This window comes from uncultured Shimia sp., from assembly GCF_913054185.1.
GTDB lineage: Bacteria > Pseudomonadota > Alphaproteobacteria > Rhodobacterales > Rhodobacteraceae > Shimia.
This window is the reverse complement of record NZ_CAJXIV010000043.1, coordinates 1-24,399: the sequence shown is the minus strand read 5'-3', so window position 1 is coordinate 24,399 and position 24,399 is coordinate 1. Positions and strand designations below refer to the sequence as shown.

Below are 24,399 nucleotides of genomic sequence, written 5' to 3'. Positions count from 1 at the left end.
TAACCATGGAAAAAACTTCGCCCCTCACCATCAGCCGCGATGACTACGATCTGAAATGTGCGACGCGCCAAACTTTCGAAATCCTGTCAGACAAATGGGTGCCCGGCCTGATCTATCTGCTGTCGCGCGGCCCTCAACGTCCCGGTGAGTTGTTGCGCCGATTGGAAGGTCTGTCCAAAAAAATGCTGACCCAAACCCTGCGCAATCTGGAGCAGTGGGGGATCGTCAACAGACAGGTGTTTGATGTGATTCCACCCCATGTGGAATACTCACTGACGCCGCTGGGTCAGGCGTTTGTGGAACCCATCGCTCTGCTGCACGGCTGGGCACAAAGCCACAAGACGCAGGTTGGCGCAGTCTACACGCAACAACAATCTGCACGCCGGGCCAAAGCCAAACACGCACCCTAAAGCTGGTTGCCGCCAGTCGCCCAATCCATCTGCGCATCTGTCTCCACTGCGCAAGCACGCACCCTGCGCAACTGGGCCAATGCCTCTTCCGGCGCGCGCCCAGCCTCAACCATCAAGCGCAGCACAAGCATTCCAGACCTGCCACAGCCACCTCTGCAATGTACCAATACGTGCCCACCGGTCTCCAGATGCTGATGCGCCAATTTCGACACCTCGACCCACCGCGCCTCTACCGCGCGCTCAGGCACGCCAAAATCCTGGATCGGGAAATGAACCCAGACAACACCGGCCCCGCGCAGCACATCCGGCAGATCCCCTGCACCCAAAGTGGCCATCTCCTCCTGCTCAGTCGCGCTGATCACCAGCGTGCCCCCCCAGGCGTCAATGGCAGCAACGTCTGCAGCCAAATCTCCCCCGCCTCCCGGAACTGGAGACAACGCCAACACGCCACGCTCGACATCCAACGCAAAAATTTCAAACCCCAAAGCAAGCCCTCAATTGCTGGCGCGCAAGCGCTCGTTGCGGCGCGCATCCCAAGCCGTAAGACCGCATATCCGGTGGACGCGCCGCCTCAGCCCGCTTAACCTGCGCCAGACCACGCACAGGGACCAGTCGAATCTTCGGTCCCGCAACTTTCAGGATGGCCATGACTGATACTCCCGACACCGTCTATCAGGTTCTCGCGCGCAAATATCGCCCCGAAACCTTTGTGGATTTGGTTGGGCAAGACGCCATGGTCCGCACTCTGAAAAACGCCTTTGAGGCGGACCGGATTGCACAAGCCTTTGTAATGACCGGCATCCGCGGTACTGGCAAAACCACCACCGCGCGGATCATCGCCAAAGGCATGAACTGCATTGGCCCCGACGGTGGCTCCGGCCCCACCACTGAACCCTGTGGCGTCTGTGAGCACTGCAAAGCGATCATGGAAGGCCGCCACGTCGATGTGATGGAGATGGACGCCGCCTCTCGCACCGGTGTGAACGACATCCGCGAAATCATCGATTCCGTGCACTACCGCGCCGCCTCTGCGCGCTACAAGATCTACATCATCGATGAGGTACACATGCTGTCCACCAGCGCGTTCAACGCGCTGCTGAAGACGCTTGAGGAACCGCCCGCGCATGTAAAATTCATCTTCGCGACCACCGAGATTCGCAAAGTCCCGGTGACTGTGCTGTCGCGCTGCCAACGCTTTGATCTGCGCCGGATTGAGCCCGAAGACATGATCGGCCTGCTCAACCGCATCGCCACATCCGAAGGCGCCGATATAGCCGATGACGCACTTGCGCTGATCACCCGCGCAGCCGAAGGCTCCGCCCGGGATGCCACCTCGCTGTTGGACCAAGCCATTTCCCACGGTGCCGGCCAAACCACCGCAGATCAGGTCCGCGCCATGCTGGGTCTGGCAGATCGCGGCCGCGTGCTGGACCTGTTTGACATGATCCTGCGCGGTGACGCCGGCGGCGCGTTGAGCGAGCTGTCCTCACAATACGCAGATGGCGCAGACCCGATGGCCGTCCTGCGCGATCTGGCCGAGATCACCCACTGGGTCTCCGTCGTAAAAATCACCCCAGAAGCCGCCGAAGACCCCACCGTCAGCCCGGACGAACGCGCCCGCGGCCAAGCCATGGCCACTGACCTGCCAATGCGCGTCCTCACCCGCATGTGGCAGATGTTGCTGAAAGCGCTGGAAGAAGTGGCCGCAGCCCCCAATGCCATGATGGCCGCAGAAATGGCGATCATCCGCCTCACACACGTGGCTGACCTGCCCAGCCCCGAAGAGCTGGTCCGTAAGCTAAAAGACACCCCCCAACCGCCACCTCAGCCCAACGGCGGTGGCAGCGGCTATGGAGGTGGTCCCGGCGCGAGTGGCGGCACCAATGCTCAAGGCGGCCCTATGGGCAGCGGCAGCGGCCCAATGCATGGCGCACCAACTGCCCATGCAGGCGGCGGCGCTGTCACAGCCCTCGCAGTGCAAAACGACGCGGCCTTGGCCAAATACCCAACCTTTGAACACGTGGTGGAACTGATCCGTCAACGCCGCGACGGCGTGCTGCGGGTGCATGTCGAAGAATATGTGCGCCTTGCCAATTACCAACCTGGCCGCATTGAATTTGTGCCCGCCCCCGGCGCGCCCAACGATCTGTCTCAGAAGCTGGGGAGCCAGCTGCAACGTTGGACCGGCACTCGTTGGGCCGTGATCCTAGTCAACGAAGGCGGCGCGCCCTCGATTGCTGAAATCCGGGATGCTGCCAAAAACGAAATGCGCGAACAAGCACTTGGCCACCCGTTGGTGCAGGCGGTCATGGAAGCCTTTCCCAAGTCCAAGATCAAAGAGATCAAGTCCCGCCGCGAATTGGCCAACGAAGCCCTTGCCGAGGCGCTGCCCGAGGTTGAGGACGAATGGGACCCGTTTGAGGAGTAAGTCTTCTTATTGAGGAATGACTCAATTCGGCCGGACACCCTTGTTTGTAAGCCATCTGAACCGTATCTAGACGGCAAGCAAACACACTCAGGAGAACACCAATGCTCAAAGGACTCGGCAATCTCGGCGACATGGCCGGCATGATGAAAAAAGCCCAGGAAATGCAATCCAAGATGACCGAGATGCAGGACGAGCTGCACAACATCATGGTTGTCGGCGAAAGTGGTGCCGGCCTCGTGAAAGCCACCGCCTCTGCCAAAGGCGAGTTGAAAGCCCTGGACATCGACCCATCGATCTTCAATGGCGACGACAAAGAAGTGGTCGAAGACCTGATCCTCGCCGCAATCAAAGACGCCCAGACCAAAGCCAACGACCGCTCCCAAGAAGAGCTTGGCAAAATCACTTCGGATCTGGGCCTGCCAGCGGACATGAAACTGCCGTTCTAAGAGAACGTGTGTTCCGGGTTGGTTCTTGCTATAACCAGTCCAAATGGTTGCCAGAAAAGGCCCGGACATGAGCAGTTCTGAAATTGATACCCTAATTGACTTGATGGCCAAGCTCCCGGGGCTTGGCCCGCGCTCTGCCCGGCGTGCTGTGCTGCACCTAATCCGCAAGCGCGCGCTGCTACTCACGCCCCTTTCTGACGCCATGTTACAGGTCGCCGCCACCGCGCGCGAATGCCTGAATTGCGGCAACGTGGGCACCTCTGACATTTGCGACATCTGTGCCTCTGAGAAACGCGCCACCGGCGTGCTGTGTGTGGTCGAGGACGTGGCCGACCTCTGGGCCATGGAACGCGCACAGGTGTTTGACGGCCGCTACCACGTGCTGGGCGGCACCCTTTCCGCTCTGGAAGGTGTGGGCCCGGAGGAACTCTCTATCCCCCGCTTGATGGACCGTGTGGTCAGCGAGGGTATCTCTGAAGTCATCCTGGCGCTCAACGCCACCGTAGATGGCCAGACCACCGCGCACTACATTGCCGATCAGTTGGAAGAACAGGTGCGCCTGACATCCCTCGCCCAAGGCGTGCCGGTCGGCGGAGAGCTGGATTACCTCGACGAGGGCACCATCAGCGCAGCCCTAACGGCCCGCAAAACCCTCTAACCGCCCCCAAAACGCAAAAGGCCGCGCTGGGTAAGCGCGGCCTCCAATCTTGCACCAGTGCAGCGCTTAGCGCGGCTGCTCTTCCTCATCGCCACCAGGCAGATTGAAGAAGCTGTCAGCATCCGAGAAGTCAGCATCGGAACGTTTTTCGCTCTCGTCTTCATCGTCGTCCGACAGAGAGAAGGTCTCCAGACCCTCAATCGAGCTTGGCATCTTCGGCTCCGCATCCATCTCCAGCGACTGTTCGGTGGAGACCAGCTTACGTCGCTCATCATCGGACATCACAACGCCTTCGGCTGCGCGTTTTGCGGCCGCTTTCTGAACCGCAGCATCCAACTCAGACTGTTTACACAGGCCCAGGGCAACCGGATCGATTGGCTGAATGTTGGCAATGTTCCAGTGGGTGCGCTCACGAATCGCCTGAATGGTTGGCTTGGTGGTGCCCACCAGCTTGCTCACCTGACCGTCAGACAGCTCCGGGTGGAACTTTACGAGCCACAGGATCGACGCAGGACGGTCCTGGCGCTTGGACAGCGGGGTGTAGCGTGGGCCACGGCGCTTCTCTTCGCCGGACGCAGCCGCGTTGAACTTGAGCTTCAGCTTCGCCAACGGGTTGTTTTCCGCCGCATCGATGTCGGCTTGAACCAGCTGGTTGTTGGTGATCGGGTCAAAGCCTTTCACACCAGTGGCCACATCGCCATCGGCAATGCCCTGAATTTCCAGCTCGTGCATGCCAACAAAATCAGCGATCTGTTTGAAGCTGATTGTGGTGTTGTCCACCAGCCAGACGGCGGTGGCTTTGGGGTGCAGCAGCTTGGCCATATCTCTACTCCTTACGACGTTTTTCCCCCGAAAAAGGATACAGATTTCCCGTCGTCTGACTTTTGTCAGACGGCACCGATGGTCTGGTGCGGGTTTCCGTTGTAGGGGAACTTGAGCCCGATATAGTGCGGCTGAACAAAAAAGGAAAGAGTGAATGCGTTCATTGCTGGGTATGGCCCTTGCCCTGTTGGTTTCTGGGCAAGTGATTGCCGAAGGGGATAAGGCCGGGGAGTTTGATTATTACGTACTGGCCTTAAGTTGGTCCCCCAATTGGTGCGCCATTGAGGGTGACGCCAAAGGCAGCCCGCAATGTGACGACAGCGAAGACTTTGGCTGGGTCATGCACGGCCTCTGGCCACAGTACCACCGTGGCTGGCCAGATCACTGCGTCACATCGGAGCGCAATCCGCCGCGCCATGTGACAAACTCTATGGCTGACATTATGGGCACGTCCGGCCTGGCTTGGTACCAGTGGAAGAAACATGGCAAATGTTCTGGCTTGTCAGGCGAGGATTATTTCGCCACGGCCCGCAAAGCTTATGAGAGTGTCACCCGCCCCGCGGTGTTCCGCAAACTGGACAAGACCGTAAAACTGCCTGCCTCGGTGGTTGAGGATGCTTTCTTGAAAGCCAACCCACAGTTGGAACCAGACATGCTGACCATCACCTGCCGTGACAGCTTCATTCAGGAAGCCCGTGTGTGTCTCTCCAAGGATCTGACACCGGTGCCTTGTGGCCGGGACGTAATCAAGGATTGCACGCTGTCAAACGCGCGCTTTGATCCTGTACGCTGACTCCCGGAAAGGTTCGGAACCTTACACTCTGATAACCTTTGGCGTGGCCGCTTTAACTGTCGGCCACGACAGCATCGTCAACGGTTGCAATGAGCCATTCAATGGGGTTTTGTCGGTACATCATCGTGTGCACATCCCGGTGTTGCTGCCTCTAACTATGGCGCACATTGCCCTTAGTTCAAAAAACCTCCCTCTTTTTGCAAACCTGTGTACGCTCACACGTGAACGCAGAAACAGGGATGAGAGACACCATGGACGCCAAACAAGCGGTATTTGACACGCTGGAGGAGTACGCCCGCGCCTATTGCGCCAAGGATACCGACGGGTTGATGAACTTATTTGTAGAGGGTGAGAGCATTTCTCTTATCGGCACTGGCGCGGATGAGTTGTGCTCCGGTCGCGCCCAAATACGGGACGTGTTTGACCGAAATTTCGCCGAGGCCACTGCATCTCAGTTTGAATGGGGCTGGACTGACATTTCTGTCCATGGATCCGCGGCCACAGTTGCCTGTAGCCTACGCATTCACCTGAACGCCGGTGGGCAGGACCTTGTGGTACCCATTCGTTGGACCGTCTCTTTGGTCGACACACCTCAGGGCTGGAAATGGATGCATCGCCACGCATCCGCAGCCGCGTCCAGCCAGAAAAACGGCGGCGCCTACCCCGAGGGCGAAGCGCCGTAAATCTCCAACTCCCAAGCCATACTGGAGTAGGCGCTATACCTTATTGATGCGCAGGGCGCCGCTTCTGGCCTCTGCGCATTTCTTCGCAGAAAAGTCGGCACTATCCTGACTGGTATTGACCGCTTTTACAGCGCCTGCGCTACGACGCATGTAAAACGGCACAAAGCCCTCAGAGATGCCTGCGCGCGACACAGCGCTCATCTCGCCACAATAAACCCGGTCACCATTGCTCAGCGCCATGATCTCAAACTTCTGAAATCGCGCAACGCCAGGCATGGCCGTTTGAACAGCCAGTTGGTTTTTGGCCCAAAACACCTCACCGGGTTCCAATGCTGCAGATTTGGTTGAAACCTTGGTGGTGCCGCCGGAGCAGCCCGTGGCTGCGGCGATAACCAGAAAAAGTGCCACCTTATACATCTCAAAACTCCCAGGTCGTGTCTCTGTTGATGAGAGAAACACCATGAGAATGCGGCTGAAAGGCGGCAAAAATGCAGAAAACCCGGCCCATTCAGGACCGGGTTTTCTTAAACTTGTTCAGACAGACGGCAAGCTTAGTGCAGCTTGGCGTCTACTTCAGTGATACCAGCTTCGATCAGTTTGTTGGCTTGCGCCGCTGTCATCTGCTGAGAAATCACGTCACGGGCTGCGCTGATGGCGACACCAATCGCCTGATCACGCACTTCCTTGACGGCCGCGGCTTCTGCCGAGGCAATCTGGTCTTCCGCAGCGGCCAAGCGGCGCGCAATAGAAGCTTCCAAATCGCTTTTTGCCTGATCTGCAGCCGCTTGAGCTTCGCTTTTGGCGTGCTCAACAATACGGGCAGCTTGCTCCTGAACTTCTTTCTGTTTGCGCTCATAAGACGCCAGAACCGTCTGGGCTTCCTCACGCAGAGCGCGGGCTTCGTCCAGTTCAGATTTGATGTCGTCTGCGCGCTTATCCAGCATGCCAGCCAGAATGGACGGCACTTTGAAGTACAGCAGGACCGCGATAAATAGGAGGAAACCCAGTGTCACGATGAAGTTGGTGTTCTTCAGCGAGAAAAACGGGCCGCTTGCGGCCAGCGCCGGGGTGGCGCTCAGCGCCATGACAGCTGCAACTGTGGTCAGTTTACGCATGTGTCTTAGCCCTTCATCTGTGCATCAACGGCTTTTGCCACATCTGCGTCTTTGGCTGTGCCACCAAGGGCAGAAACCAATTCAACAGTGGTGGTGTTGGCCACGTCTTTGATGCTTTCCAGCGCACCGGCACGGATGTTGGCAATTGCCTTCTCCGACTCGGCAGCCTTTGCTGCAATACTTGCGTCCGCCTTGTCGGTGGCCACGTTCAGGTCAGCCTGGATTTCCGCTTTGGCTTCAGCAACGATGCGCGCTGCCTCAACTTTGGCGTCGGCGAGGGCTTTGTTGTAAGCCTCTTCCGCTTCCACGGCCTTCGCCTTCAGCTCTTCAGCTGCGGCGATGTCATTTGTAATGGTCCCCTGACGCTCCGCCAGAACCGCGGCAATGCGCGGCAGCGCGATGCGCGACAGGACGAAATAGATCACAACCAGTGTGATCAAAAGCCAGAAAATCTGGTTGCCCCAGTTCGAGAAATCGAGCTGTGGCATGCCCGGTGCAGAGGCGGCCTCTGCGGCGTGGCTTGTGGCGTCGGTCGATGTACTCGCCATGTCGTCCTCCTGGGAACTTCCGTTGGGTTACGGGCGGGGCGCAAGCTTGTGCGCCCGCACCCGCACGTAAGGATGGTTCCGTAGGCTTAGACGGCGAACATCAGCAGCAGAGCAACCAGGAACGAGAAGATGCCCAGTGCTTCTGCAAATGCGATGCCGATGAAGAGAGTTGCAGTCTGACCAGCAGCTGCAGAAGGGTTGCGCAGTGCGCCGGACAGGAAGTTGCCTGCCACGTTACCAACACCGATAGCGGCTGCGCCGGAACCGATTGCTGCGAGACCTGCGCCGATGTGTGCGAGTTGACCTTCCATGTGGGTATCTCCTTACGATTGGAAGTTAATAGATAGAGTAGAGCTTCTGAGGACCTTAGTGCGAAGGATGCAGCGCATCTTTCAGATACACACAGGTCAGAATGGTAAAGACGTAGGCCTGAATGAAGGCCACCAGGACCTCAAGACCATACATTGCGGTGATCGCCACCACAGACAGCGGGCTAACAACTGCGATAGCAGCGAAGCCTGCGAAAACTTTCAAAACCGCGTGGCCAGCCATCACGTTGCCTGCCAGACGAATGCTGTGGCTAACGGGGCGCACGAAGTAGCTGATGACTTCGATCAGAGCCAGGACGGGACGCAGCGCCAAAGGTGCGCTGGACACCCAGAACAGACCCAAAAAGGCTGCACCGTTTTTGACAAAGCCAACCACGGTCACGGTCAGGAAAACAGCAAGCGCCAACACAACTGTCACCGCAAAATGCGAGGTTGTGGCAAAGCTCATCGGCAGCAGGCCAAGGAAGTTGGCAGACACGATGAACATGAACAGGGTCATGATGTATGGGAAGAACTTCACGGCGTCTTTGCCGGCAACGTCTTCGACCATCTTGTAGACGAAGCCATACGCCAGTTCGCCAATGGATTGGCTGCGGCTTGGCACGATGGCACGACGGCGGGTGCCGATCACCATCAATGCGACCACGGCTACAACCGCCAGTGCCATCCAAAGGGTGGCATTGGTGATGGTGAACAGGCCGATGTGATCGCCACCAAACAAAGGTTTGATGTTAAACTGGTCCATCGGATGGAATACCAGGCCGCCGTCTTCTGCGCCGTGTGCTTCGCTTGCCACGTTCAATCCCTCTCGTCTCTCTCAGCGGCCTCAGCCACTTGTTTCTCTTCGATCTCTTTAGCGCTGTTGAGCATCGTTTTGACGCCAGCGGCCAGACCAAGCATTGTAAACAGCACCAGAAAGATCGGGATTGTCCCGAACAGGCTGTCCAGCCCGTATCCGATGCCAAATCCGATCCCAAGACCGGAAACCATTTCGATGACCATCCGCCAGGCCAAATTGGCCCCCGAATAGTGCTCATCAGCACGGGGTTTTGGGTCCAGAGCTTTTTTAGCTCCTGCGATCCGCTCCTCCAGACGCTTCATCTGGTCTTTGTGGTCGGCCTCGCTCACGCGCAATTTACCCCTCGCTAACGTTGGCGCATTGCTACGGTGCAGCACGTCATGAGTCAACAGGGGAAACCGTGCAGAGGAAATCCCATCAGTAGACTGAATTTAAAGGATTTATCCCCCAACGTCGCTCGAGCAAACACGCCGATCCAACCTCGGGACACTGGCAATTCAGCGGCCCACCATATTCAACCATTTGGTTGATGTTTGTTTTTAGGCGACGTCCACGCGAAAACTTTGTGTCGCTTCCAACACCCAGCTTCGAAACAATCGAGCCGCTTTCTTTCGCTCAGCCTGCGCGCCCATAATCAGGCAAATGGCACCATCATGCAGGGGAAAATCGAAGCACCGGATCAAGCGACCGGCCGCCACATCCCGATCCGCGCAATCAGAGCCTCCAAGATACACCCCGTGACCACATAAGCATGCCTCATACGCCAGCTCTGCCTGCAGCCGCCATCCGGCCAAGCTCCACACATCCCCACCCAGCCCCTGTGCCTCCGCCCAAAGGCGCCACACATCTGCGTTGCGATCCCGAAAACGGCGGTACTCCAGCAATTGCGATACGTCGCTCCAGCCTTCCGGGCGCAGGTCCGGAGCCGCATAGACATACATCGGAAGATTGCTCACCAAATCGGATGGCACGTCTAAGTGCCCGTGCGCTGCAAACCGCAAGGCAATGTCAGCCTCATAGTGTTCCACGTCTACAAGCGTGCGCGAGGACTCCAACCTCACATCCACTTCAGGATGTCGCGCATAAAACTCTGACAGCAACGGCACAAGAACAGATCTTGCAAACCTGGGCTCACAGCTCACCACAATGCGCCCACGCACCGGCCCCGCCAACTCCTCTGTTGCCTGTGCAATCAACTCCAGCCCTGCGCTTGCCTTGCTCAGATACGCACGGCCTTCCGCAGTCAATTCCACCCCTCTTGGCAGATCGCGAAACAGCGCCACCCCCAATTGGTGCTCCAATCCGCGCACATGCCGACTGATCGCAGAGTGACTGACGCCCAGCTCTTTGGCGGCCCGACTGAAATTCTCGTACCGCCCAGCAACTTCAAACGCTTTGAGCGCATTTAATGGTGGCAAACGCGCTGACATATCAACTCTCCCAATTTCCGACGGCTCTCCGCACAAGCGCCGTCCAACTAACCTACACGGGTTTCATCGCCCTATGCGTGCCTTTTTCGCACAGGTTGAGTGCACTCTTGGCAATTTTCTTACGCCGTGGCCTCACTTATTTCGGAGAAGCAGTCGTTATGGGAGCCACAGACATGACTTTATCGGACACATCCCCAACTCACACCCCTCGGTTCTGGGGGCGCGTTAGAACTGTCTTGGTGCAAAAGATGGTGTTCTGGCAAGCGCCGCAGGAGCCAATCCCCAATGCCCGCCTTGCGCGTGACGCAGGTATCGATCATTGGCCGGCAGATCCCACCTCAAAGGGCATCCGACGTCAAAGACACCCCTACCTGTGATCTCTTCCCCCTACGGCCTCAAACCGCTAGGAGAGTACACATGTCCAACGCGCTCGATACCGTCTTCTCTGCCCTCGCCGACCCCACCCGTCGGACGATCCTGAATATGTTGTTGGAAGACGACATGGCGGTCACTGACGTGGCAGAGCCGTTTGACATCTCTCTTGCCGCCATTTCCAAACACTTGGTGATCCTGACCAAAGCCGGCCTGATTGCACAAGAAAAGCGCGGGCGCGTGAAATGGTGCAAACTGCAACCTGACGCCATGCGCGCGGCTTCCGTCTGGATGCAGGGGTTTGGCCAATTTGAGCCCGTCAATCTGGATGCGTTTGAGCGGTTCCTCGAAACGGAACTTACGCCGCCGCCTGGCGCAGACACGCCCGAATAAACTTCGCTGCAGATCGGTAGTGTGACGAGGCCGCTGCCTCTGCCCAGCGTCCCGTGGTCCAGTTGTTGTTGCCACCCTTCATCGGCTTTGCATACAGCGCGTCTTGATCAAGACCGTCCACTAGCCCGTGCCAGCGCTTGTGCGCAGCCTCAAAACCAGCCTTAGCGGTATCCCAATCCACATCTTGGTGCTGCCCTAATAGGGCTGCGTTATATGCCTTGAGTTGGTTCCACTTAAATCCGGGCGCCGGAAACTCCACGAGTTTGCCCGCCTGCCCATCCGCATACCATCCCAAAAACAAGTCAATCCAATGCGCGCGATGTATCAACACATCGCGAATGCTCCAGTTGTCTTCGTACTGAATGAGCGCCATCTCTACTGGCACCGTTTCAATCACCTTTTGAAGCTTGGCAAATTCCTTGTCGGCAACGGCCAACAAATCCATTTTGGTAGTAGCTGCAGGCATAACAATCCTCCCGCCTTAGGATAGCTCAACACACGCAATTCATCTTTGACACCTGTCATGCGTGGCAAAAAACTTAGCCTTCATTTTCAAGCAACATCCACAATGCCACACAGGTCAAACCAATCCCAATCAGCACATACCCACTGGGTGCCCCATGCCCCAGGCCAATCTCCCAAAGGATCACCCAGCTTGGCACCAGATACGTATATGCCATGACTTTGGCACTGGGCAGATGTAATGTCGCAAACTGCAACAAAACAAAGGTTGTCGCGGAGGCAAACACCGCCAAATAGACAATGGTGCCCCACACCAGCGGCTCCAGGCTAAGCCACTCCGTTGTCCACAGGTCTCGCCATCCCACTCCGGTCAGGATCACCAACCCGGCAATCAACGTGCCAAACGTGAAAACCACCGGAGCCTCGCCGCGGTTCAGTTTACGCACCATTGGCGTATAGACCGCGTGCAACATGCAGCCCCAGAAATAATAGATTTCCCCCTGCCCAACCTCAAAGCGCAGAAACGCCTGCCAATCCGCCCGGAAAATCACCCACAACGCCCCCACGCCACCAATGCCCAGTGCAACAAACATGCGCTTGGTTGTGATCTGGCGCAGCAAGGCCCAGCCAAACCCCGCCGACATCAGAGGCGTCAATGTAAACACCGCCGCCGTGCTGACAGGGTGCGCCGTCTTCAACCCCTCAAACATCAGCACAAAATAGCCCGCAAACAGCCCACCAAGGATAATGTACCGCCAAGGTGCCCGCCACGCGGACCTCGGTAATCCCTTCGTAGCCATAGCCGCCACGCCAATCACACACGCCGCAATCAGAAACCGCACCGCGTTGAGCGCCGCAGGTTCCACCGCGTTGGCACTCATCGATCCAAGCGAAAACGAGCCGGCCACCAACGCGGAGAACAGCAACATGGCCAAATGGCCGCGCAGATGCAGACTCATTTTGCGGTGATCCAATCCTGCGCACGCTCTTTCAGGAAACTCAAAAAAGTCTGAACCTTGGTGGTGCGGTGCAAATCAACGTGGGTGATCAGGCGCACGTTGATGTCCCACTCCTGCTTTGGCGCCAGCACCTGGGTCAGTGGCTCCCCCTCGGCCACATCCCAAACCGGTAGGAACCCAAGCCCCGCACCTTCCCGGATCGCAGCGGCAACAGCCCGATCCGACGTTGATCGGAACACCACATTCTCCCGCGGCACTTGTGTCTTCAACCACTGATAGAACGGCGCACGGCTGTCTGGATTATCATGCCCAACAAAGCGGTGGTTCACCAGGTCCGCCTCATCTTTTGGCGCCCCATATGTCTCAATGTACCGGTCTGCGGCGTAAAGCCCGGCTGGCAACTGCGCGAGCTTTTGCACCACATTGTCCGGCTGCACCTCGCCGTCTCCCGCCCGAATGGCCACATGCGCCTCGCCATATTCCAGTCGGAACACCCGGTCGCCAGTCAGAAACCGCACCAGCAAATCCGGGTGTGCCGCCTGAAAGTCCGCCAAAATTGGCGCCACCAACGGGGCAAACCCGCCCAGCGCCGTCACCACCAATTCCCCGGACACATCCGCGCCACGCCCTTTGATGCGACCTTCCAGCTGCCCAAACTGGTCGTCAGTAGTTTGCGCCACTCGCATCAGGTCTTCACCAGCCTCCGTGGCCGTATACCCGCGCGCATGGCGTTGAAACAACTTCACACCCAACTGCGCCTCCAAGGCATCAATATGCCGGATCACCGTCGCGTGGTGCACGCCAAGCACCTCGGCTGCCCCACTCACCGTGCCTTGCTGCGCCACCTGAAACGCTGTGCGCACCTCATCCCAGTTTTTCATAATTCGCCCTCAAGCCGCTTTGTGCATTTTTAAACATCTCATGCGCATTAGTTGCGATTGTGTGTGAAATTGCAATAGCCCATCTTCCTCTCAATCGCAGACACAGCCACTCAAGGACATAGACCAATGACCCACACAGTTTTGCACATCGACAGCTCCGCCCGTTTCACCGACTCCGCCTCGCGCAGCGCCTCGGCCGCCTTGGTAGAGAAACAAAATCCCACCCACGTGATCCGCCGCGATCTCTCCGAAACCACCCTGCCCTTCCTGAACGAAGGGTTTGCTCAGGCGACTTTCACACCACCAGAGGCCCGCACCGAGGACCAAAAAGCCGCTCTTGAAACATCTGACACGCTGGTCGCAGAGCTTCAGGCCGCTGACACCATCGTGATCGGAGCCCCCATCTACAACTTCTCCATCCCGGCATCGCTGAAAGCCTGGATTGACCAAATCGCCCGCGTTGGCGTGACGTTTGCCTATTCCGACACTGGCCCCAAAGGTCTGCTCGAAGGCAAAAAAGTTGTGATCACCTTGGCGTCGGGCGGCACCGAAATTGGCTCCGACATCGACTTCGCCTCCGGCTACTTGCGCTTTGTGCTGGGATTCTTGGGCATCACGGATGTGACCGTCCTGAACAATGACGGTGCTGAAGTGGCTGCCAAAGCCGCCTAAGTTACTGGTAAGGCGCACGGCATGTCGTGCGCCTTACCCCCTTCAGGTAAATTCCAACACTTCCGGGGCCACACCCAATTTCTCAAAGAAGACCCATAGATCGCTGACATTCATCGCCACGGTGCGGTCATTCACCAGCGGATGCATGTAGATCTTCTCGGCCTCTTTCACTGCACCATCGACAAAGAACCGCACGCCACTCTCCGCCCCGGTGATCATCGCCAAAGGCGTCACCGCGCCGGGACGAATGCCTAGATTCTGCATCAGCCGATCTGCCGAGCCAAACGACAACCCGCCAACGCCCAACTGCTTGCCCAGGGCTTTCAGATCAATCTCCCGATCCTGCTCCAGCGTCACCAGGTAATTGCGCTTCTTCTTGTCGCGCAGATACAGGTTTTTGACACGAAACGCTTTCTCTCCGGGCACAGCCATCGCCTCTTCGACAGACTTGGCCTCCTCCACCGTGCGCAGCGGCACATGCTCGTGCAGCACATAGCCCAGCCCCCAGTCTTCAAGCTGCGCCAAAAGCGCGTCCGAACTCACCGGCAGCGTGCCTTGAAACTGTGATGATGCGTCCATTCGTGGCCCTCCTTGCCCGCCCTACTGACAAAGCTTTTCCTGCGATGCAAGGTATAGTCGGGACTTCAGGGCGCGCTGTGCAGGTCGCCGTATATGTGCCCATTTGCAAAGTGTCCGACCCAAAGATATCGCTGCGCATGTTGTAACTGTTCCAGTATCTGCGGCATGGCACGGTAATCCATGAAGAGATTGATTTGCTTGTGTCGTGCGCTGTAGCTCGGCGTCCGAAGCACCTGAACGTCCACAAACCGAATGTATCCGTTGGTCACCTTAGACGACGGCGACGGCGTGCCACGCAGCTGGATATGCGGTTGGCACTGTGCATTCGGGTCGGCGCTGCTAGCGCGCCAATTGGCCCCAATCATGGTGTAAGATTGAACCGTCAGAATCTGACGTTCGCCTTCAGGCAGATCCTCTACAATTTGCGCCGCGTTTGGTATCCCGAGGTCCTGCAAATCTTTTACCGGGCGCTCAAGTTGCGTGATCAGCTTATCTTCATCCAAAGTCCAAACCGTAGCCAAAGAAATATCCCCCAAGAAAAAAGACCAAAAAAAATCAACCCAAAGGTGCGTAGCACAATATGGAGCTCAATGCGACAGAGGCGCACCGGCCTTCCCCTGTTGACTCTTCCCCACCACAGGCGTAAACGCGCAGCACTTCCGGGAGTCCGTCAAACTTCCGGTCCTAGGCTTAATGCCGGGATCGCCCCCCATCAGCGCGTCGCGCCCATGGGGGACATTGGCGTATGGGCGGTTCGTACCTATGTTCGGGCCATGTTTGAAACGGTGATAAGGAACCGGTAGCGATGTTTGAAAATCTAAGCGAACGCCTCTCCGGGGTCTTTGATCGCCTCACCAAACAAGGTGCCCTGTCTGAGGACGACGTCAAAACAGCCCTGCGCGAAGTGCGCGTTGCCCTTCTGGAAGCCGACGTTTCACTGCCCGTCGCCCGCGACTTTGTCAAAGCCGTGCAGGAAAAAGCCACCGGTCAGTCCGTCACCAAGTCTGTGACCCCGGGTCAGCAGGTTGTGAAAATTGTGCACGACACGTTGAAAGACGTGCTTGCGGGTGATGAGAACGCCGAACCCGGCGCCTTGAAAATCGACAGCCCACCCGCGCCAATCCTGATGGTGGGCCTGCAAGGCTCAGGTAAAACCACCACCACCGGTAAGCTCGCCAAACGCCTGACCGAGAAAGACGGCAAGCGCGTGCTGATGGCCTCGCTCGACATCTACCGCCCGGCCGCGATGCAACAGCTTCAGGTGCTTGGCACCCAGATCGGCGTCGACACGCTCCCGATTGTGGCTGGCGAATCCGCTGTACAAATTGCCAAACGCGCCAAGCAACAGGCCACCTTGGGCGGCTACGACGTCTACATGCTGGATACCGCTGGTCGTTTGCAGATCGACGAAGTCCTCATGAAAGAGGTCGAAGACGTGCGTGACGTGGTCAACCCACGTGAAACACTGCTCGTGGTCGATGGCCTCACTGGTCAGGTTGCTGTGGAAGTGGCCGAAGAGTTTGACGGCAAAATCGGCATCTCCGGCGTGGTCCTGACCCGGATGGATGGTGATGGCCGTGGCGGTGCGGCCCTATCGATGCGCGCTGTGACTGGCAAACCAATCAAATTTGTCGGCTTGGGCGAAAAGATGGACGCCCTCGAAACCTTTGAGGCGGACCGGGTTGCAGGCCGCATCTTGGGCATGGGCGACATTGTGGCGCTGGTTGAGAAGGCCCAGGAAACCATCGAGGCTGAACAAGCCGAGAAAATGATGAAGCGCTTCCAAAAAGGCCGCTTCAACATGAACGACATGAAGATGCAGCTTGAGCAGATGCAGAAAATGGGCGGCATGGAAGGCATGATGGGCATGCTTCCCGGCATGGGCAAAATGGCCAAGCAGGTTCAAGACGCGGGCTTTGATGACCGTATGATTGTGCGCCAAGTCGCCATGATCCAATCCATGACCAAAAAGGAACGCGCCAACCCGCAGCTCTTGCAAGCCTCGCGCAAAAAGCGCATCGCCAAAGGCTCCGGCATGGAGGTCTCGGACCTCAACAAACTTCTGAAGATGCAGCGCCAGATGGGCGACATGATGAAGAAGATGGGCAAAATGGGCAAAGGCGGCATGCTGAAGCAAGCCATGAAAGGCATGGTTGGCGGCAAAGGCGGCGCCGACATGGCCAACATGGACCCCTCCCAGATGGACCCAAAACAGCTTGAAGCCGCGGCCAAGGCGCTTGGCGGCAAAGGTGGCCTTCCCGGCGGCCTTGGTGGCATGGGCGGCGGTATGGGCCTGCCCCCTGGGCTGTCCGGCTTTGGGAAAAAGAAATAATGATCACCTGCACCCTCACATACGAAATCGACCCCAATCAGGTTGCGGCCTTTGAGGCCTATTCCAAGGTTTGGATTGGTCTGGTCAACCGGATGGGCGGCACGCATCACGGCTATTGGCTGCCCTCTGAAGGCGCCAGCGACGTCGCTTATGCGATGTTCTCTTATCCGTCTCTGGCGGCGTATGAAGCCTATCGCACCGCTTCGATGGATGACCCTGAGTGCCAGAAGGCGTTTGCATTTGCGCAGAAAACCGGCTGCATCCGTCGCTATGACCGGACTTTCACCCGCCCGGTGCTCGACGCCGCGCCGATCGAGGCGTTGGACGCGTTCTGATGACCCTTAGCACCACATATCCCTGGGAGGCTCCGGCCACCAGAACTGCCGCCGCAATGGCGACGCAGATGGAAATGTGTGTGCCCATCCTGGAAACCCCGCGCCTGACCTTGCGCCCGATCCGCCTCACGGATTTTGACACCTTCCATGCCATCCTGTGCAGCGACCGTGCCGCCTACATGGACGGCCCGTTTGATCGCGACGAGGCCTGGTCCGAGTTCACCCAGTGTGTGAGCGGCTGGATGCTGCGGGGCGTGGGTTATTTCGCCATCGTGAAACGCGACACCGGTGCGGTTTTGGGCTTTGTTGGCTTGGGCATGGAATTTGGCGATCAAGAACATGAACTCGGATACTTCCTCGCGGAAGAGGCCGAGGGCAAAGGCTACGCCACCGAGGCCGCTGAGGCTGTGCGAGATTTTGGTCTCGGTCAACAGGAGCTTCTGTCTCTGGTCAGCTACATCGACCCGGCCAACACATCCGCCGCTGCCGTCGCCGAACGCCTGGGCGCAACGCGTGACACCCAAAGCGAAGAATTGTTTGCCGAGCCGGTACAGGTTTGGCGGCACCAGTTGGAGGCGTATACATGATGCGCTACGACGTGCCCCAGCTTGAAACCGAACGCCTGATCCTACGTGCCCATCGCGAAAGCGATATTGCCTCTGAGATCGAGTTCTTTCAAACCGACGCCTCCAAAATGGTCGGTGGACCAAAAGATGCCGGCGACGTCTGGCGCTACATCTCGATGATGATGGGTCATTGGGCGCTGCGCGGCTACGGCATGTGGGCTTTGGAAGAGAAAGCCACTGGCACCTATGTCGGCCGCGCTGGCCCGTGGATGCCATTAGGCTATGACGAGCCGGAAATTGGCTGGACCCTGATGAACCACGCCACAGGCAAGGGCTACGCCACTGAGGCTGCGCTGTCCGCGCGCGCTTACGCCTATGATGTGCTGGGCTGGTCCACCGCGATCTCGCTGACCCTGCCAGAAAACACCGCCTCCCAGGCGGTGGCCAAACGTCTGGGCGCAACACTTGAGCGCACATTTGAAAGCAAATACGGCACCGCACAAATCTGGCGCCACCCTGGTCCGGATGATCTTGAAAACGGTGGAATGGAGGCCTACGCATGAGCCTCTCCTTGACCATCCCCGAGATCGAAACAGACCGCCTGCGCCTGCGCGGCCACCGCGAGAGCGATCTCGATGTGATCGCTACATTCTTTGCGGATGAGCGCAGCGCGTTTGTGGGCGGGCCTAAAAATCGCGCCGAAAGTTGGCGGGTAATCTCCGGTGCCCTGGGCCATTGGGCGCTACGTGGCTATGGCATGTGGCTGGTGGCAGACAAAGTCACCGATGCCCCCATTGGCGGCGTTGGCTTTCTGAACCCCGAAGGCTGGGACGAGGCGGAACTGGGCTGGCATGTGTTCAACGGCCACGAAGGCCAAGGCTACGCCTATGAAGCTGCCGCCGCGGCCAAATCCTATGGCGCAGCCAACTTCGGCATCCCTGCGCCAATCAGCTACATCGCCCCTGCGAACACCCGCTCCGTCACCTTGGCCAAACGCCTTGGTGCCAGCTATGAGCGTGACGGCGAAGTTCTTGGAAACGCGTGCCACATCTACCGCCACAGCAAAGCGGAGGCCGCCTGATGCCCAGTAAGACGATCCCTACCCTTGAAACCAAACGCCTGATCCTGCGCGGCCCCGAGCCCGAGGATTATCCAAACTTCAAGGCCACCTTTGCGTCGTATCGTTCCCGCTTCATGGGTGGCCCTTTGAATGCGTATGAAACATGGATGCTGTATGCGGCCGAAATTGGTCACTGGAACATTCGCGGTTACGGCATGTGGATGATCCACGACAAAGCAACCGACGAAACCCTCGGCATGGCAGGCGGCTGGTTCCCTGCTAAATGGCCAGAGCGTGAAATTGCCTGGATTATCTGGCCTGAAAAAGCCGGCCATGGCTACGCGCTTGAGGCCACCCACGCGGTGCGCCGTCATTTCTACACCGATCTTGGCTGGGACGGGGCGGTGTCTTACATCGACCCAAAAAACCTCGACTCGATCCGCCTCGCTGAGCGTCTCGGCGCGGTCAAAGACAAATCCGCTCCCTCGGTGGACGGGCATGATGTGGTCTACCGCCACCCCGCCCCCGAAACGCTGGCCACCTCTCAGATTGGCGACGCCATCGAGATGGAAATCAGCCACTACGCCGACCCGATGTTCAAACCGAAAGGCTACGCCCTTGACTGACGCAGCTTCCCGCGCCGCAGAGGTGCTCAAAGAGCACCGCGAAAGCATCGACCGCCTCGATGCGATCCTTGTCTATACCTTGGGCGAGCGGTTCAAACACACGCAGGCTGTTGGCAAACTGAAAGCCACCCACGACCTTCCCCCGTCCGATCCGGATCGCGAAGCGAAACAGATCGCACGTCTTGAAGATCTTGCAAAACGGGCCAATCTGGATCCCGAGTTTGCCAAGAATTTCCTGAATTTCATCATTGCTGAGGTCATTCAGCACCACAAGAAACATCAGGAATAACAAACCGTTGGACAGGGCTGCCCTGTTCTTCGACACCAACCCGCACCGCACTGGTGCACACTCATGCACCCCGGTGCACACGCCATTATAGGAGATACACCCATGGCTATGAAAATTCGTCTCGCCCGCGGCGGTTCCAAAAAACGCCCTTTCTACCGTGTTGTAGCTGCGGACTCCCGCATGCCACGTGACGGCCGCTTCATCGAGAAGCTCGGCACTTACAACCCACTGCTGCCAAAAGACAGCGAAGAGCGCGTAAAGCTGGACATGGAACGCATTCAGTACTGGCTGAACGAAGGCGCACAGCCTACTGATCGTGTGTCCCGTTTCCTGGAAGCTGCCGGTGTTGTTGCCAAGAAAGAGCGCGCCAACCCTAAGAAGGCTGAGCCTGGCAAAAAAGCCCAGGAACGCGCTGAAGAGAAAGCCGCGAAAGCAGCAGAAGCTTCCGAAGCAGCCGCTGAAGAGTAAGACGGATCTGTCCCGAAATGACCGATTTCACATCAGAGTTTCGGGACGATCTGCAACGGCTCATGCAGTGGCGGCGCGACGTGCGCCGCTTCCGCACCGATCCGGTGGACGAGGCACTTCTTCGGGAGTGCCTCGACACGTTCCTGCTGGCCCCGTCTGTGGGCCTGTCAGAACCTTGGCGCGTGATCCGCATTGAAAGCGATCAAGCCCGCGCCGCCGCCCTTGCCAATTTTGAAGCCGCCAATGCTGAAGCCCTAAAAGGCTACGACGGCGACCGCGCGGCAATCTACGCAAACCTCAAACTCTCCGGCATGAAAGAATCCCCCGTGCAGCTGGCGATCTACTGCGACGATGCCACGCCCAAAGGCGCCGGCCTTGGCGCCGCCACCATGCCGGAAACACGCCGCTATTCCGTGGTTGGCGCGATCACCCAATTCTGGCTCACCGCCCGCAGCTTTGGGCTCGGGGTTGGCTGGGTGTCGATCCTGGATCCAGATCAGCTCAACCGCGACCTCGACGTGCCCACCGATTGGTCTTTGGTCGCCTATCTCTGCGTCGGCTATCCCGAAACCCAATCTGACACGCCGGAACTGGCCAAAGTTGGTTGGGAAGACCGTGACAAATCCCTGCCAATCCAGTCACGCTAACGCAGCTGCCCCCTGCCCACCCTTGCGCCCCGCCGCGCAATCATGGAAAACAGGCTCAAGCAAAGCAAAGGCCGCCACCATGAGCGATACCCCTTCTGATCTCATCTGCGTTGCCGCCATTGGTGGCGCATACGGTGTGCACGGTGACGTCCGCCTCAAAAGCTTCACCACCGAGGTAGATGCGCTGGAAGATTACGCCCCCCTACTCACCGAGGACGGCGCCTTTGAATTCACCATCGAGATCATCCGCGGCATCAAAAACGGCCTTGCGGTACGACTCTCCGGCATCGCCACCAAGGAACAGGCTGATGCCCTCAAAGGGGTGAAACTTTTTGTGCCCCGCGATCGTCTGCCAGACGCCGCTGACGATGAATACTACTACACCGATCTGGTTGGCCTTGAGGTGCGCGACACCGGAGGCAATGTCCTGGGGTCTGTGAAATCCGTGCAAAACCACGGCGCCACCGACCTTCTTGAAGTAAAGTCCCCCAACCGTTCGGAAACCGTGCTTGTGCCTTTCACCATGGCCGTCATTCCCACGGTGGACATTGGCGCTGGCCGCATCATCGCGGACCCTCCAGAAGGCTTGTTTGACTGATCGCCATGCGCCTCTTGATCCACAGTGGTTTTCACAAAACCGGCACCACCAGCCTGCAATACGGCCTGCAACACAATCGCGCGCTGCTTGAACCGCATATCCGCATTGTCCTTTTTAATGACATCGCCCCTGTGGTGAACGCCGCACGGGACTTCTCCGCGGACCGGTCCACAGACAAATTGCGCCGCTTTTGCATGCGTCTGCACAAATACCTCAAGACGCTCGATGCGTCAGACCCGCGCCCCGTTGTGATCAGCTCCGAAGACCTCTGCGGCCACATGCCCGGTCGTGAAGGTCTCACCAGCTACACCGCCGCCCCAATCCTGATGCGCGCGCTGACCATGACCACGCTGGAAACTCTTGGCCCCGACACGGATCTGCGCGTCATGCTGTCCCTGCGGGCCCCAGAAAGCTGGCTCAAAAGCTGCTACGCGCAACACTTGCGGGTGATCCGCATGACCGACCCGTGGGAAGTCTATCAACAGGCCTACACAGACTCCGCCGACCTCAACGCCATCGCAGACCGCGTGGAAGCACAGATTGGCAATGTGCCTCTCATCCGCGCGCCACTTGAGGACAGCAAGTCTCAACCGCTTGGCCCGATGTCACCTCTGCTCGCGGCTTTGGACCTACCATCCGATGTGCTTGCCAGCCTCAAACCATCCGCGCAGGCCAACCCCAAGGACCCCAAAGAGCTGCAAGACCTCTACCTGGAAGCCAACCAATCCGACATGTCCAACAAAGATGTGCGTGACGCCAAAGTTGCGGCCCGGCGCATCTGGATGGAAAACTGCTTCGAGGCCTAACCGCCCTGTTTTCACTGGACCCGCCCCGCATTTTGCGCCACAGACCAGCCCAACCCGTGATCTCAGGAAGGCCCGCCCATGTCTGACAAACCCAAATCCCATGGCCGCCTGTCCATCGCCGCATCGTTTAAACCGCGCGAGCTTGTCACACACAATCCACGCCTCGCCAAAATCTGGTCGGCGCGCATCATCACACTGTTTCCAGATGCGTTCCCGGGCGTCTTGGGCGAAAGCCTGACCGGCAAAGCGCTCAAAGATGGCAAATGGCAACTGGAAACCACCAACCTGCGCGACTTTGGCCTGACCAAGCACCGCAATGTCGATGACACGCCTGCCGGTGGCGGCGCCGGCATGGTGCTGCGCCCCGACGTGCTTGGCCCCGCGATTGAGCACACCATGCGCGGCGCGCGCGGCAACTGGCCGCTGGTCTACCTATCCCCACGCGGACGCCGCTTTGATCAAAAAATGGCCCGTGACTGGTCCCAAGCGGACGGCATCACCATGCTTTGCGGCCGCTTTGAAGGTGTCGATCAGCGTGTGCTGGATCACTACAACATTCAGGAAGTCAGCCTTGGGGATTTTGTCCTCACTGGCGGCGAAATTGCCGCGCAAGCGATGATCGACGCCTCCGTACGCCTGCTGCCCTCCGTGCTCGGCAATGCCGACAGCATCGAAGAAGAAAGCCACTCCAACGGCCTGCTGGAGCACCCGCAATACACCAAGCCTGCAGAGTGGCAGGGCCACAAAATCCCGGATGTGTTGACGTCTGGCCATCACGGCAACATCGAAAAATGGCGCCGTGAGATGTCCGAAGACATCACCAAGGCGCGCCGTCCGGATATGTGGGCTGCTCTTGAAGGCGACGAGGACAATTAACCAAGTCCTTGCACGACCGCCCCTGTCCATGTTTTTGTTCGCGCATAGTAATTTTGCACAGGGACCACAGACATGGCCGCCAAATTCGAGCTCTACACTGACAAAGCTGGTGAATTCCGTTTCCGCCTGAAAGCAGGCAACGGCGAAAACATCCTCGCTTCCGAAGGCTATAAGCAGAAAGCCAGCTGCGAGAACGGCATTGAATCCGTAAAGAAAAACGCCGGTGAAGATGCGCGCTACGAGCGTAAAGAAACCGCATCAGGCAAGTTCATGTTCAACCTGAAAGCCACCAACGGTCAGGTTGTGGGCACTTCTCAGAGCTACACAAGCGCCTCAGGCCGTGACAACGGCATCGAAAGCGTAATGCGCAACGCCCCAGAGGCCGCTGTGGTCGAACTCGACGACTAAGTGTCACTGACTGGTCTTGAGAAACGCCGGGGCTTGTCCCTGGCGTTTTTTGTTGTGCTATTGTGCGCTGACAAGTTCCGCCGCGACAACTTTGATCACGGTGGACCGCAGCGGCCCCATTCGGCACGCATCCTGTATCCCTGCATCTTGGCAAAACCGCGTGAGCGCCTGAATGGTGCGGTGAGTCAGATAGCCGTTGGTCCGGCCACGGTAATATCCCCGGTCCCGCAGTCTCTCTTGCAGCACGTGGACAAAGGCATTTTTGTCCAGCCGAGACACCAAGTAAAACGCCCGCGCTTGGTGAGCTTCCGGCACTTGCTCCACAATGCGCACGGCGGACTGCCGAAACTGATCAACACTCTCTATGTCATAGGCCAGCCGCAAACTTTGATCCGCCCATACCTTTGTGCGCAGACTTGGGTGCGCCAACAGCTCCGCCCGCAACGTGTGATTTCTCCCCACCGGGTGCTCCTGCCAAAGTTTCAACAATCCTTCTGCGGCCTTCCCTGCACGCTTGTCCGTGCCACTGCGCACCACGGCAATCAACGCGGCTTCCAATTGCGGTCCAGTCACCTCAAACGCATCCCCCGCCAGTGTGCCGCGCAGCAT

General features: G+C 58.1%; 36 protein-coding genes. 21 read left to right on the top strand and 15 right to left on the bottom strand.

From position 1 onward, the window contains the following. The first annotated feature begins 5 nt into the window (after window positions 1-5). Window positions 6-410 carry a helix-turn-helix domain-containing protein gene (locus QZ517_RS10730; protein WP_294226465.1) on the top strand — a complete coding sequence of 135 codons (405 nt, stop codon included), beginning with the start codon at window positions 6-8 and terminating at the stop codon, window positions 408-410. Here QZ517_RS10730 and QZ517_RS10725 read toward each other — a convergent pair. Further along, complete coding sequence (locus QZ517_RS10725) at window positions 407-895, bottom strand: protein-tyrosine phosphatase family protein (protein ID WP_294226458.1); 489 nt, start codon at window positions 893-895, stop codon at window positions 407-409. The two genes, QZ517_RS10730 and QZ517_RS10725, sit on opposite strands and share 4 nt — an antisense overlap. Window positions 896-1,056: 161 nt before the next feature. Here QZ517_RS10725 and QZ517_RS10720 point away from each other — a divergent pair, with 161 nt between their 5' ends. From QZ517_RS10720 to recR, 3 genes are all read left to right on the top strand, one after another. After that, the gene (locus tag QZ517_RS10720) at window positions 1,057-2,838 is read left to right on the top strand and encodes a DNA polymerase III subunit gamma/tau (protein WP_294226457.1); all 1,782 of its coding nucleotides are present in this window, start codon (window positions 1,057-1,059) and stop codon (window positions 2,836-2,838) included. Window positions 2,839-2,939: 101 nt separating this feature from the next. Next, the gene (locus QZ517_RS10715) at window positions 2,940-3,284 is read left to right on the top strand and encodes a YbaB/EbfC family nucleoid-associated protein (protein ID WP_294226454.1); all 345 of its coding nucleotides are present in this window, start codon (window positions 2,940-2,942) and stop codon (window positions 3,282-3,284) included. A gap of 67 nt (window positions 3,285-3,351) precedes the next feature. After that, complete coding sequence (recR, locus tag QZ517_RS10710) at window positions 3,352-3,942, top strand: recombination mediator RecR (protein ID WP_294226450.1); 591 nt, start codon at window positions 3,352-3,354, stop codon at window positions 3,940-3,942. Between the two features lie 66 nt (window positions 3,943-4,008). Here recR and QZ517_RS10705 read toward each other — a convergent pair whose 3' ends face one another. After that, a complete protein-coding gene (locus tag QZ517_RS10705; RefSeq protein WP_294226447.1) occupies window positions 4,009-4,764 on the bottom strand; it encodes a DUF1013 domain-containing protein in 756 nt (251 codons plus the stop codon). A gap of 154 nt (window positions 4,765-4,918) precedes the next feature. Here QZ517_RS10705 and QZ517_RS10700 point away from each other — a divergent pair, with 154 nt between their 5' ends. Further along, window positions 4,919-5,557: a ribonuclease T2 gene (locus tag QZ517_RS10700; protein ID WP_294226444.1), complete on the top strand. Its 639-nt coding sequence runs from the start codon at window positions 4,919-4,921 to the stop codon at window positions 5,555-5,557. A 251-nt stretch (window positions 5,558-5,808) separates the two neighbouring features. After that, window positions 5,809-6,240 carry a nuclear transport factor 2 family protein gene (locus QZ517_RS10695; RefSeq protein ID WP_294226441.1) on the top strand — a complete coding sequence of 144 codons (432 nt, stop codon included), beginning with the start codon at window positions 5,809-5,811 and terminating at the stop codon, window positions 6,238-6,240. A 33-nt stretch (window positions 6,241-6,273) separates the two neighbouring features. Here the strand turns inward: QZ517_RS10695 and QZ517_RS10690 are convergent, their stop codons facing one another. The 7 genes from QZ517_RS10690 to QZ517_RS10660 all read right to left on the bottom strand — a co-directional run bounded on the left by QZ517_RS10690 (window position 6,274) and on the right by QZ517_RS10660 (window position 10,461). Beyond that, window positions 6,274-6,657: a hypothetical protein gene (locus tag QZ517_RS10690; protein ID WP_294226438.1), complete on the bottom strand. Its 384-nt coding sequence runs from the start codon at window positions 6,655-6,657 to the stop codon at window positions 6,274-6,276. A gap of 134 nt (window positions 6,658-6,791) precedes the next feature. Then, window positions 6,792-7,355: a F0F1 ATP synthase subunit B gene (locus tag QZ517_RS10685; protein WP_294226436.1), complete on the bottom strand. Its 564-nt coding sequence runs from the start codon at window positions 7,353-7,355 to the stop codon at window positions 6,792-6,794. A 5-nt stretch (window positions 7,356-7,360) separates the two neighbouring features. Next, window positions 7,361-7,903 (bottom strand): F0F1 ATP synthase subunit B', encoded by a 543-nt coding sequence (locus QZ517_RS10680; RefSeq protein WP_294226433.1) that lies wholly within the window; start codon window positions 7,901-7,903, stop codon window positions 7,361-7,363. An 86-nt stretch (window positions 7,904-7,989) separates the two neighbouring features. Continuing rightward, window positions 7,990-8,214 carry a F0F1 ATP synthase subunit C gene (locus QZ517_RS10675; protein WP_294226430.1) on the bottom strand — a complete coding sequence of 75 codons (225 nt, stop codon included), beginning with the start codon at window positions 8,212-8,214 and terminating at the stop codon, window positions 7,990-7,992. Window positions 8,215-8,269: 55 nt separating this feature from the next. After that, a complete protein-coding gene (locus tag QZ517_RS10670; RefSeq protein WP_294226427.1) occupies window positions 8,270-9,028 on the bottom strand; it encodes a F0F1 ATP synthase subunit A in 759 nt (252 codons plus the stop codon). Between the two features lie 2 nt (window positions 9,029-9,030). Then, complete coding sequence (locus QZ517_RS10665; protein WP_294226424.1) at window positions 9,031-9,360, bottom strand: AtpZ/AtpI family protein; 330 nt, start codon at window positions 9,358-9,360, stop codon at window positions 9,031-9,033. 210 nt (window positions 9,361-9,570) lie between these two features. Next, window positions 9,571-10,461: a LysR substrate-binding domain-containing protein gene (locus tag QZ517_RS10660; protein ID WP_294226421.1), complete on the bottom strand. Its 891-nt coding sequence runs from the start codon at window positions 10,459-10,461 to the stop codon at window positions 9,571-9,573. Between the two features lie 417 nt (window positions 10,462-10,878). On the opposite strand from QZ517_RS10660, the gene QZ517_RS10655 reads away from it, so the two are divergent. Further along, complete coding sequence (locus QZ517_RS10655) at window positions 10,879-11,226, top strand: metalloregulator ArsR/SmtB family transcription factor (protein ID WP_294226418.1); 348 nt, start codon at window positions 10,879-10,881, stop codon at window positions 11,224-11,226. Here QZ517_RS10655 and QZ517_RS10650 read toward each other — a convergent pair. From QZ517_RS10650 to QZ517_RS10640, 3 genes are all read right to left on the bottom strand, one after another. Further along, window positions 11,192-11,692: a ClbS/DfsB family four-helix bundle protein gene (locus QZ517_RS10650; RefSeq protein ID WP_294226415.1), complete on the bottom strand. Its 501-nt coding sequence runs from the start codon at window positions 11,690-11,692 to the stop codon at window positions 11,192-11,194. The genes QZ517_RS10655 and QZ517_RS10650 overlap by 35 nt on opposite strands. Window positions 11,693-11,765: 73 nt before the next feature. After that, on the bottom strand, window positions 11,766-12,647 hold the full coding sequence (locus tag QZ517_RS10645; RefSeq protein WP_294226411.1) for a DMT family transporter: 882 nt from the start codon (window positions 12,645-12,647) through the stop codon (window positions 11,766-11,768). Then, window positions 12,644-13,528 (bottom strand): LysR family transcriptional regulator, encoded by an 885-nt coding sequence (locus QZ517_RS10640; protein ID WP_294226409.1) that lies wholly within the window; start codon window positions 13,526-13,528, stop codon window positions 12,644-12,646. Before QZ517_RS10640 ends, QZ517_RS10645 begins: the two co-directional genes overlap by 4 nt. 126 nt (window positions 13,529-13,654) lie before the next feature. Here QZ517_RS10640 and QZ517_RS10635 point away from each other — a divergent pair, with 126 nt between their 5' ends. Next, window positions 13,655-14,200, top strand: coding sequence for an NAD(P)H-dependent oxidoreductase (locus QZ517_RS10635; RefSeq protein WP_294226404.1), 546 nt, complete (start codon window positions 13,655-13,657; stop codon window positions 14,198-14,200). A gap of 42 nt (window positions 14,201-14,242) precedes the next feature. On the opposite strand, the gene QZ517_RS10630 is transcribed toward QZ517_RS10635, so the two are convergent. Both QZ517_RS10630 and QZ517_RS10625 read right to left on the bottom strand, forming a co-directional pair. Continuing rightward, window positions 14,243-14,779, bottom strand: a complete 537-nt coding sequence (locus QZ517_RS10630; RefSeq protein WP_294226401.1) for a prolyl-tRNA synthetase associated domain-containing protein — start codon at window positions 14,777-14,779, stop codon at window positions 14,243-14,245. A gap of 65 nt (window positions 14,780-14,844) precedes the next feature. Then, window positions 14,845-15,300 carry a hypothetical protein gene (locus tag QZ517_RS10625; protein WP_294226398.1) on the bottom strand — a complete coding sequence of 152 codons (456 nt, stop codon included), beginning with the start codon at window positions 15,298-15,300 and terminating at the stop codon, window positions 14,845-14,847. A 284-nt stretch (window positions 15,301-15,584) separates the two neighbouring features. Between QZ517_RS10625 and ffh the strand changes: the two genes are divergently transcribed. From ffh to QZ517_RS10560, 13 genes are all read left to right on the top strand, one after another. Beyond that, window positions 15,585-17,111 carry a signal recognition particle protein gene (ffh, locus tag QZ517_RS10620; protein WP_294226395.1) on the top strand — a complete coding sequence of 509 codons (1,527 nt, stop codon included), beginning with the start codon at window positions 15,585-15,587 and terminating at the stop codon, window positions 17,109-17,111. Next, entirely contained in the window at window positions 17,111-17,446 is a 336-nt protein-coding gene (locus QZ517_RS10615; RefSeq protein ID WP_294226392.1) for an NIPSNAP family protein, read from the top strand. The genes ffh and QZ517_RS10615 overlap by 1 nt, the downstream gene beginning before the upstream one ends. Continuing rightward, window positions 17,446-18,033 (top strand): GNAT family N-acetyltransferase, encoded by a 588-nt coding sequence (locus tag QZ517_RS10610; protein WP_294226389.1) that lies wholly within the window; start codon window positions 17,446-17,448, stop codon window positions 18,031-18,033. The genes QZ517_RS10615 and QZ517_RS10610 overlap by 1 nt, the downstream gene beginning before the upstream one ends. Continuing rightward, entirely contained in the window at window positions 18,030-18,575 is a 546-nt protein-coding gene (locus tag QZ517_RS10605; protein WP_366766027.1) for a GNAT family N-acetyltransferase, read from the top strand. Before QZ517_RS10610 ends, QZ517_RS10605 begins: the two co-directional genes overlap by 4 nt. After that, window positions 18,572-19,093, top strand: a complete 522-nt coding sequence (locus tag QZ517_RS10600; protein WP_294226384.1) for a GNAT family N-acetyltransferase — start codon at window positions 18,572-18,574, stop codon at window positions 19,091-19,093. The genes QZ517_RS10605 and QZ517_RS10600 overlap by 4 nt, the downstream gene beginning before the upstream one ends. Continuing rightward, window positions 19,093-19,698 (top strand): GNAT family N-acetyltransferase, encoded by a 606-nt coding sequence (locus QZ517_RS10595; RefSeq protein WP_294226381.1) that lies wholly within the window; start codon window positions 19,093-19,095, stop codon window positions 19,696-19,698. The genes QZ517_RS10600 and QZ517_RS10595 overlap by 1 nt, the downstream gene beginning before the upstream one ends. After that, window positions 19,691-19,987 (top strand): chorismate mutase, encoded by a 297-nt coding sequence (locus QZ517_RS10590; RefSeq protein ID WP_294226378.1) that lies wholly within the window; start codon window positions 19,691-19,693, stop codon window positions 19,985-19,987. Before QZ517_RS10595 ends, QZ517_RS10590 begins: the two co-directional genes overlap by 8 nt. A gap of 102 nt (window positions 19,988-20,089) precedes the next feature. Continuing rightward, complete coding sequence (gene rpsP, locus QZ517_RS10585) at window positions 20,090-20,455, top strand: 30S ribosomal protein S16 (protein WP_294226375.1); 366 nt, start codon at window positions 20,090-20,092, stop codon at window positions 20,453-20,455. A gap of 17 nt (window positions 20,456-20,472) precedes the next feature. Continuing rightward, window positions 20,473-21,102 (top strand): 5,6-dimethylbenzimidazole synthase, encoded by a 630-nt coding sequence (gene bluB, locus QZ517_RS10580; protein ID WP_294226370.1) that lies wholly within the window; start codon window positions 20,473-20,475, stop codon window positions 21,100-21,102. Window positions 21,103-21,181: 79 nt separating this feature from the next. After that, window positions 21,182-21,700, top strand: coding sequence for a ribosome maturation factor RimM (rimM, locus tag QZ517_RS10575; protein WP_294226368.1), 519 nt, complete (start codon window positions 21,182-21,184; stop codon window positions 21,698-21,700). Between the two features lie 5 nt (window positions 21,701-21,705). Then, window positions 21,706-22,506 (top strand): hypothetical protein, encoded by an 801-nt coding sequence (locus tag QZ517_RS10570; RefSeq protein WP_294226365.1) that lies wholly within the window; start codon window positions 21,706-21,708, stop codon window positions 22,504-22,506. A gap of 78 nt (window positions 22,507-22,584) precedes the next feature. Then, the gene (trmD, locus tag QZ517_RS10565) at window positions 22,585-23,382 is read left to right on the top strand and encodes a tRNA (guanosine(37)-N1)-methyltransferase TrmD (RefSeq protein WP_294226362.1); all 798 of its coding nucleotides are present in this window, start codon (window positions 22,585-22,587) and stop codon (window positions 23,380-23,382) included. A 72-nt stretch (window positions 23,383-23,454) separates the two neighbouring features. Further along, on the top strand, window positions 23,455-23,790 hold the full coding sequence (locus QZ517_RS10560; RefSeq protein ID WP_294226359.1) for a YegP family protein: 336 nt from the start codon (window positions 23,455-23,457) through the stop codon (window positions 23,788-23,790). A 57-nt stretch (window positions 23,791-23,847) separates the two neighbouring features. Here QZ517_RS10560 and QZ517_RS10555 read toward each other — a convergent pair. Beyond that, on the bottom strand, window positions 23,848-24,399 hold a 552-nt coding region (locus tag QZ517_RS10555), incomplete at its 5' end, for a hypothetical protein (protein ID WP_294226356.1).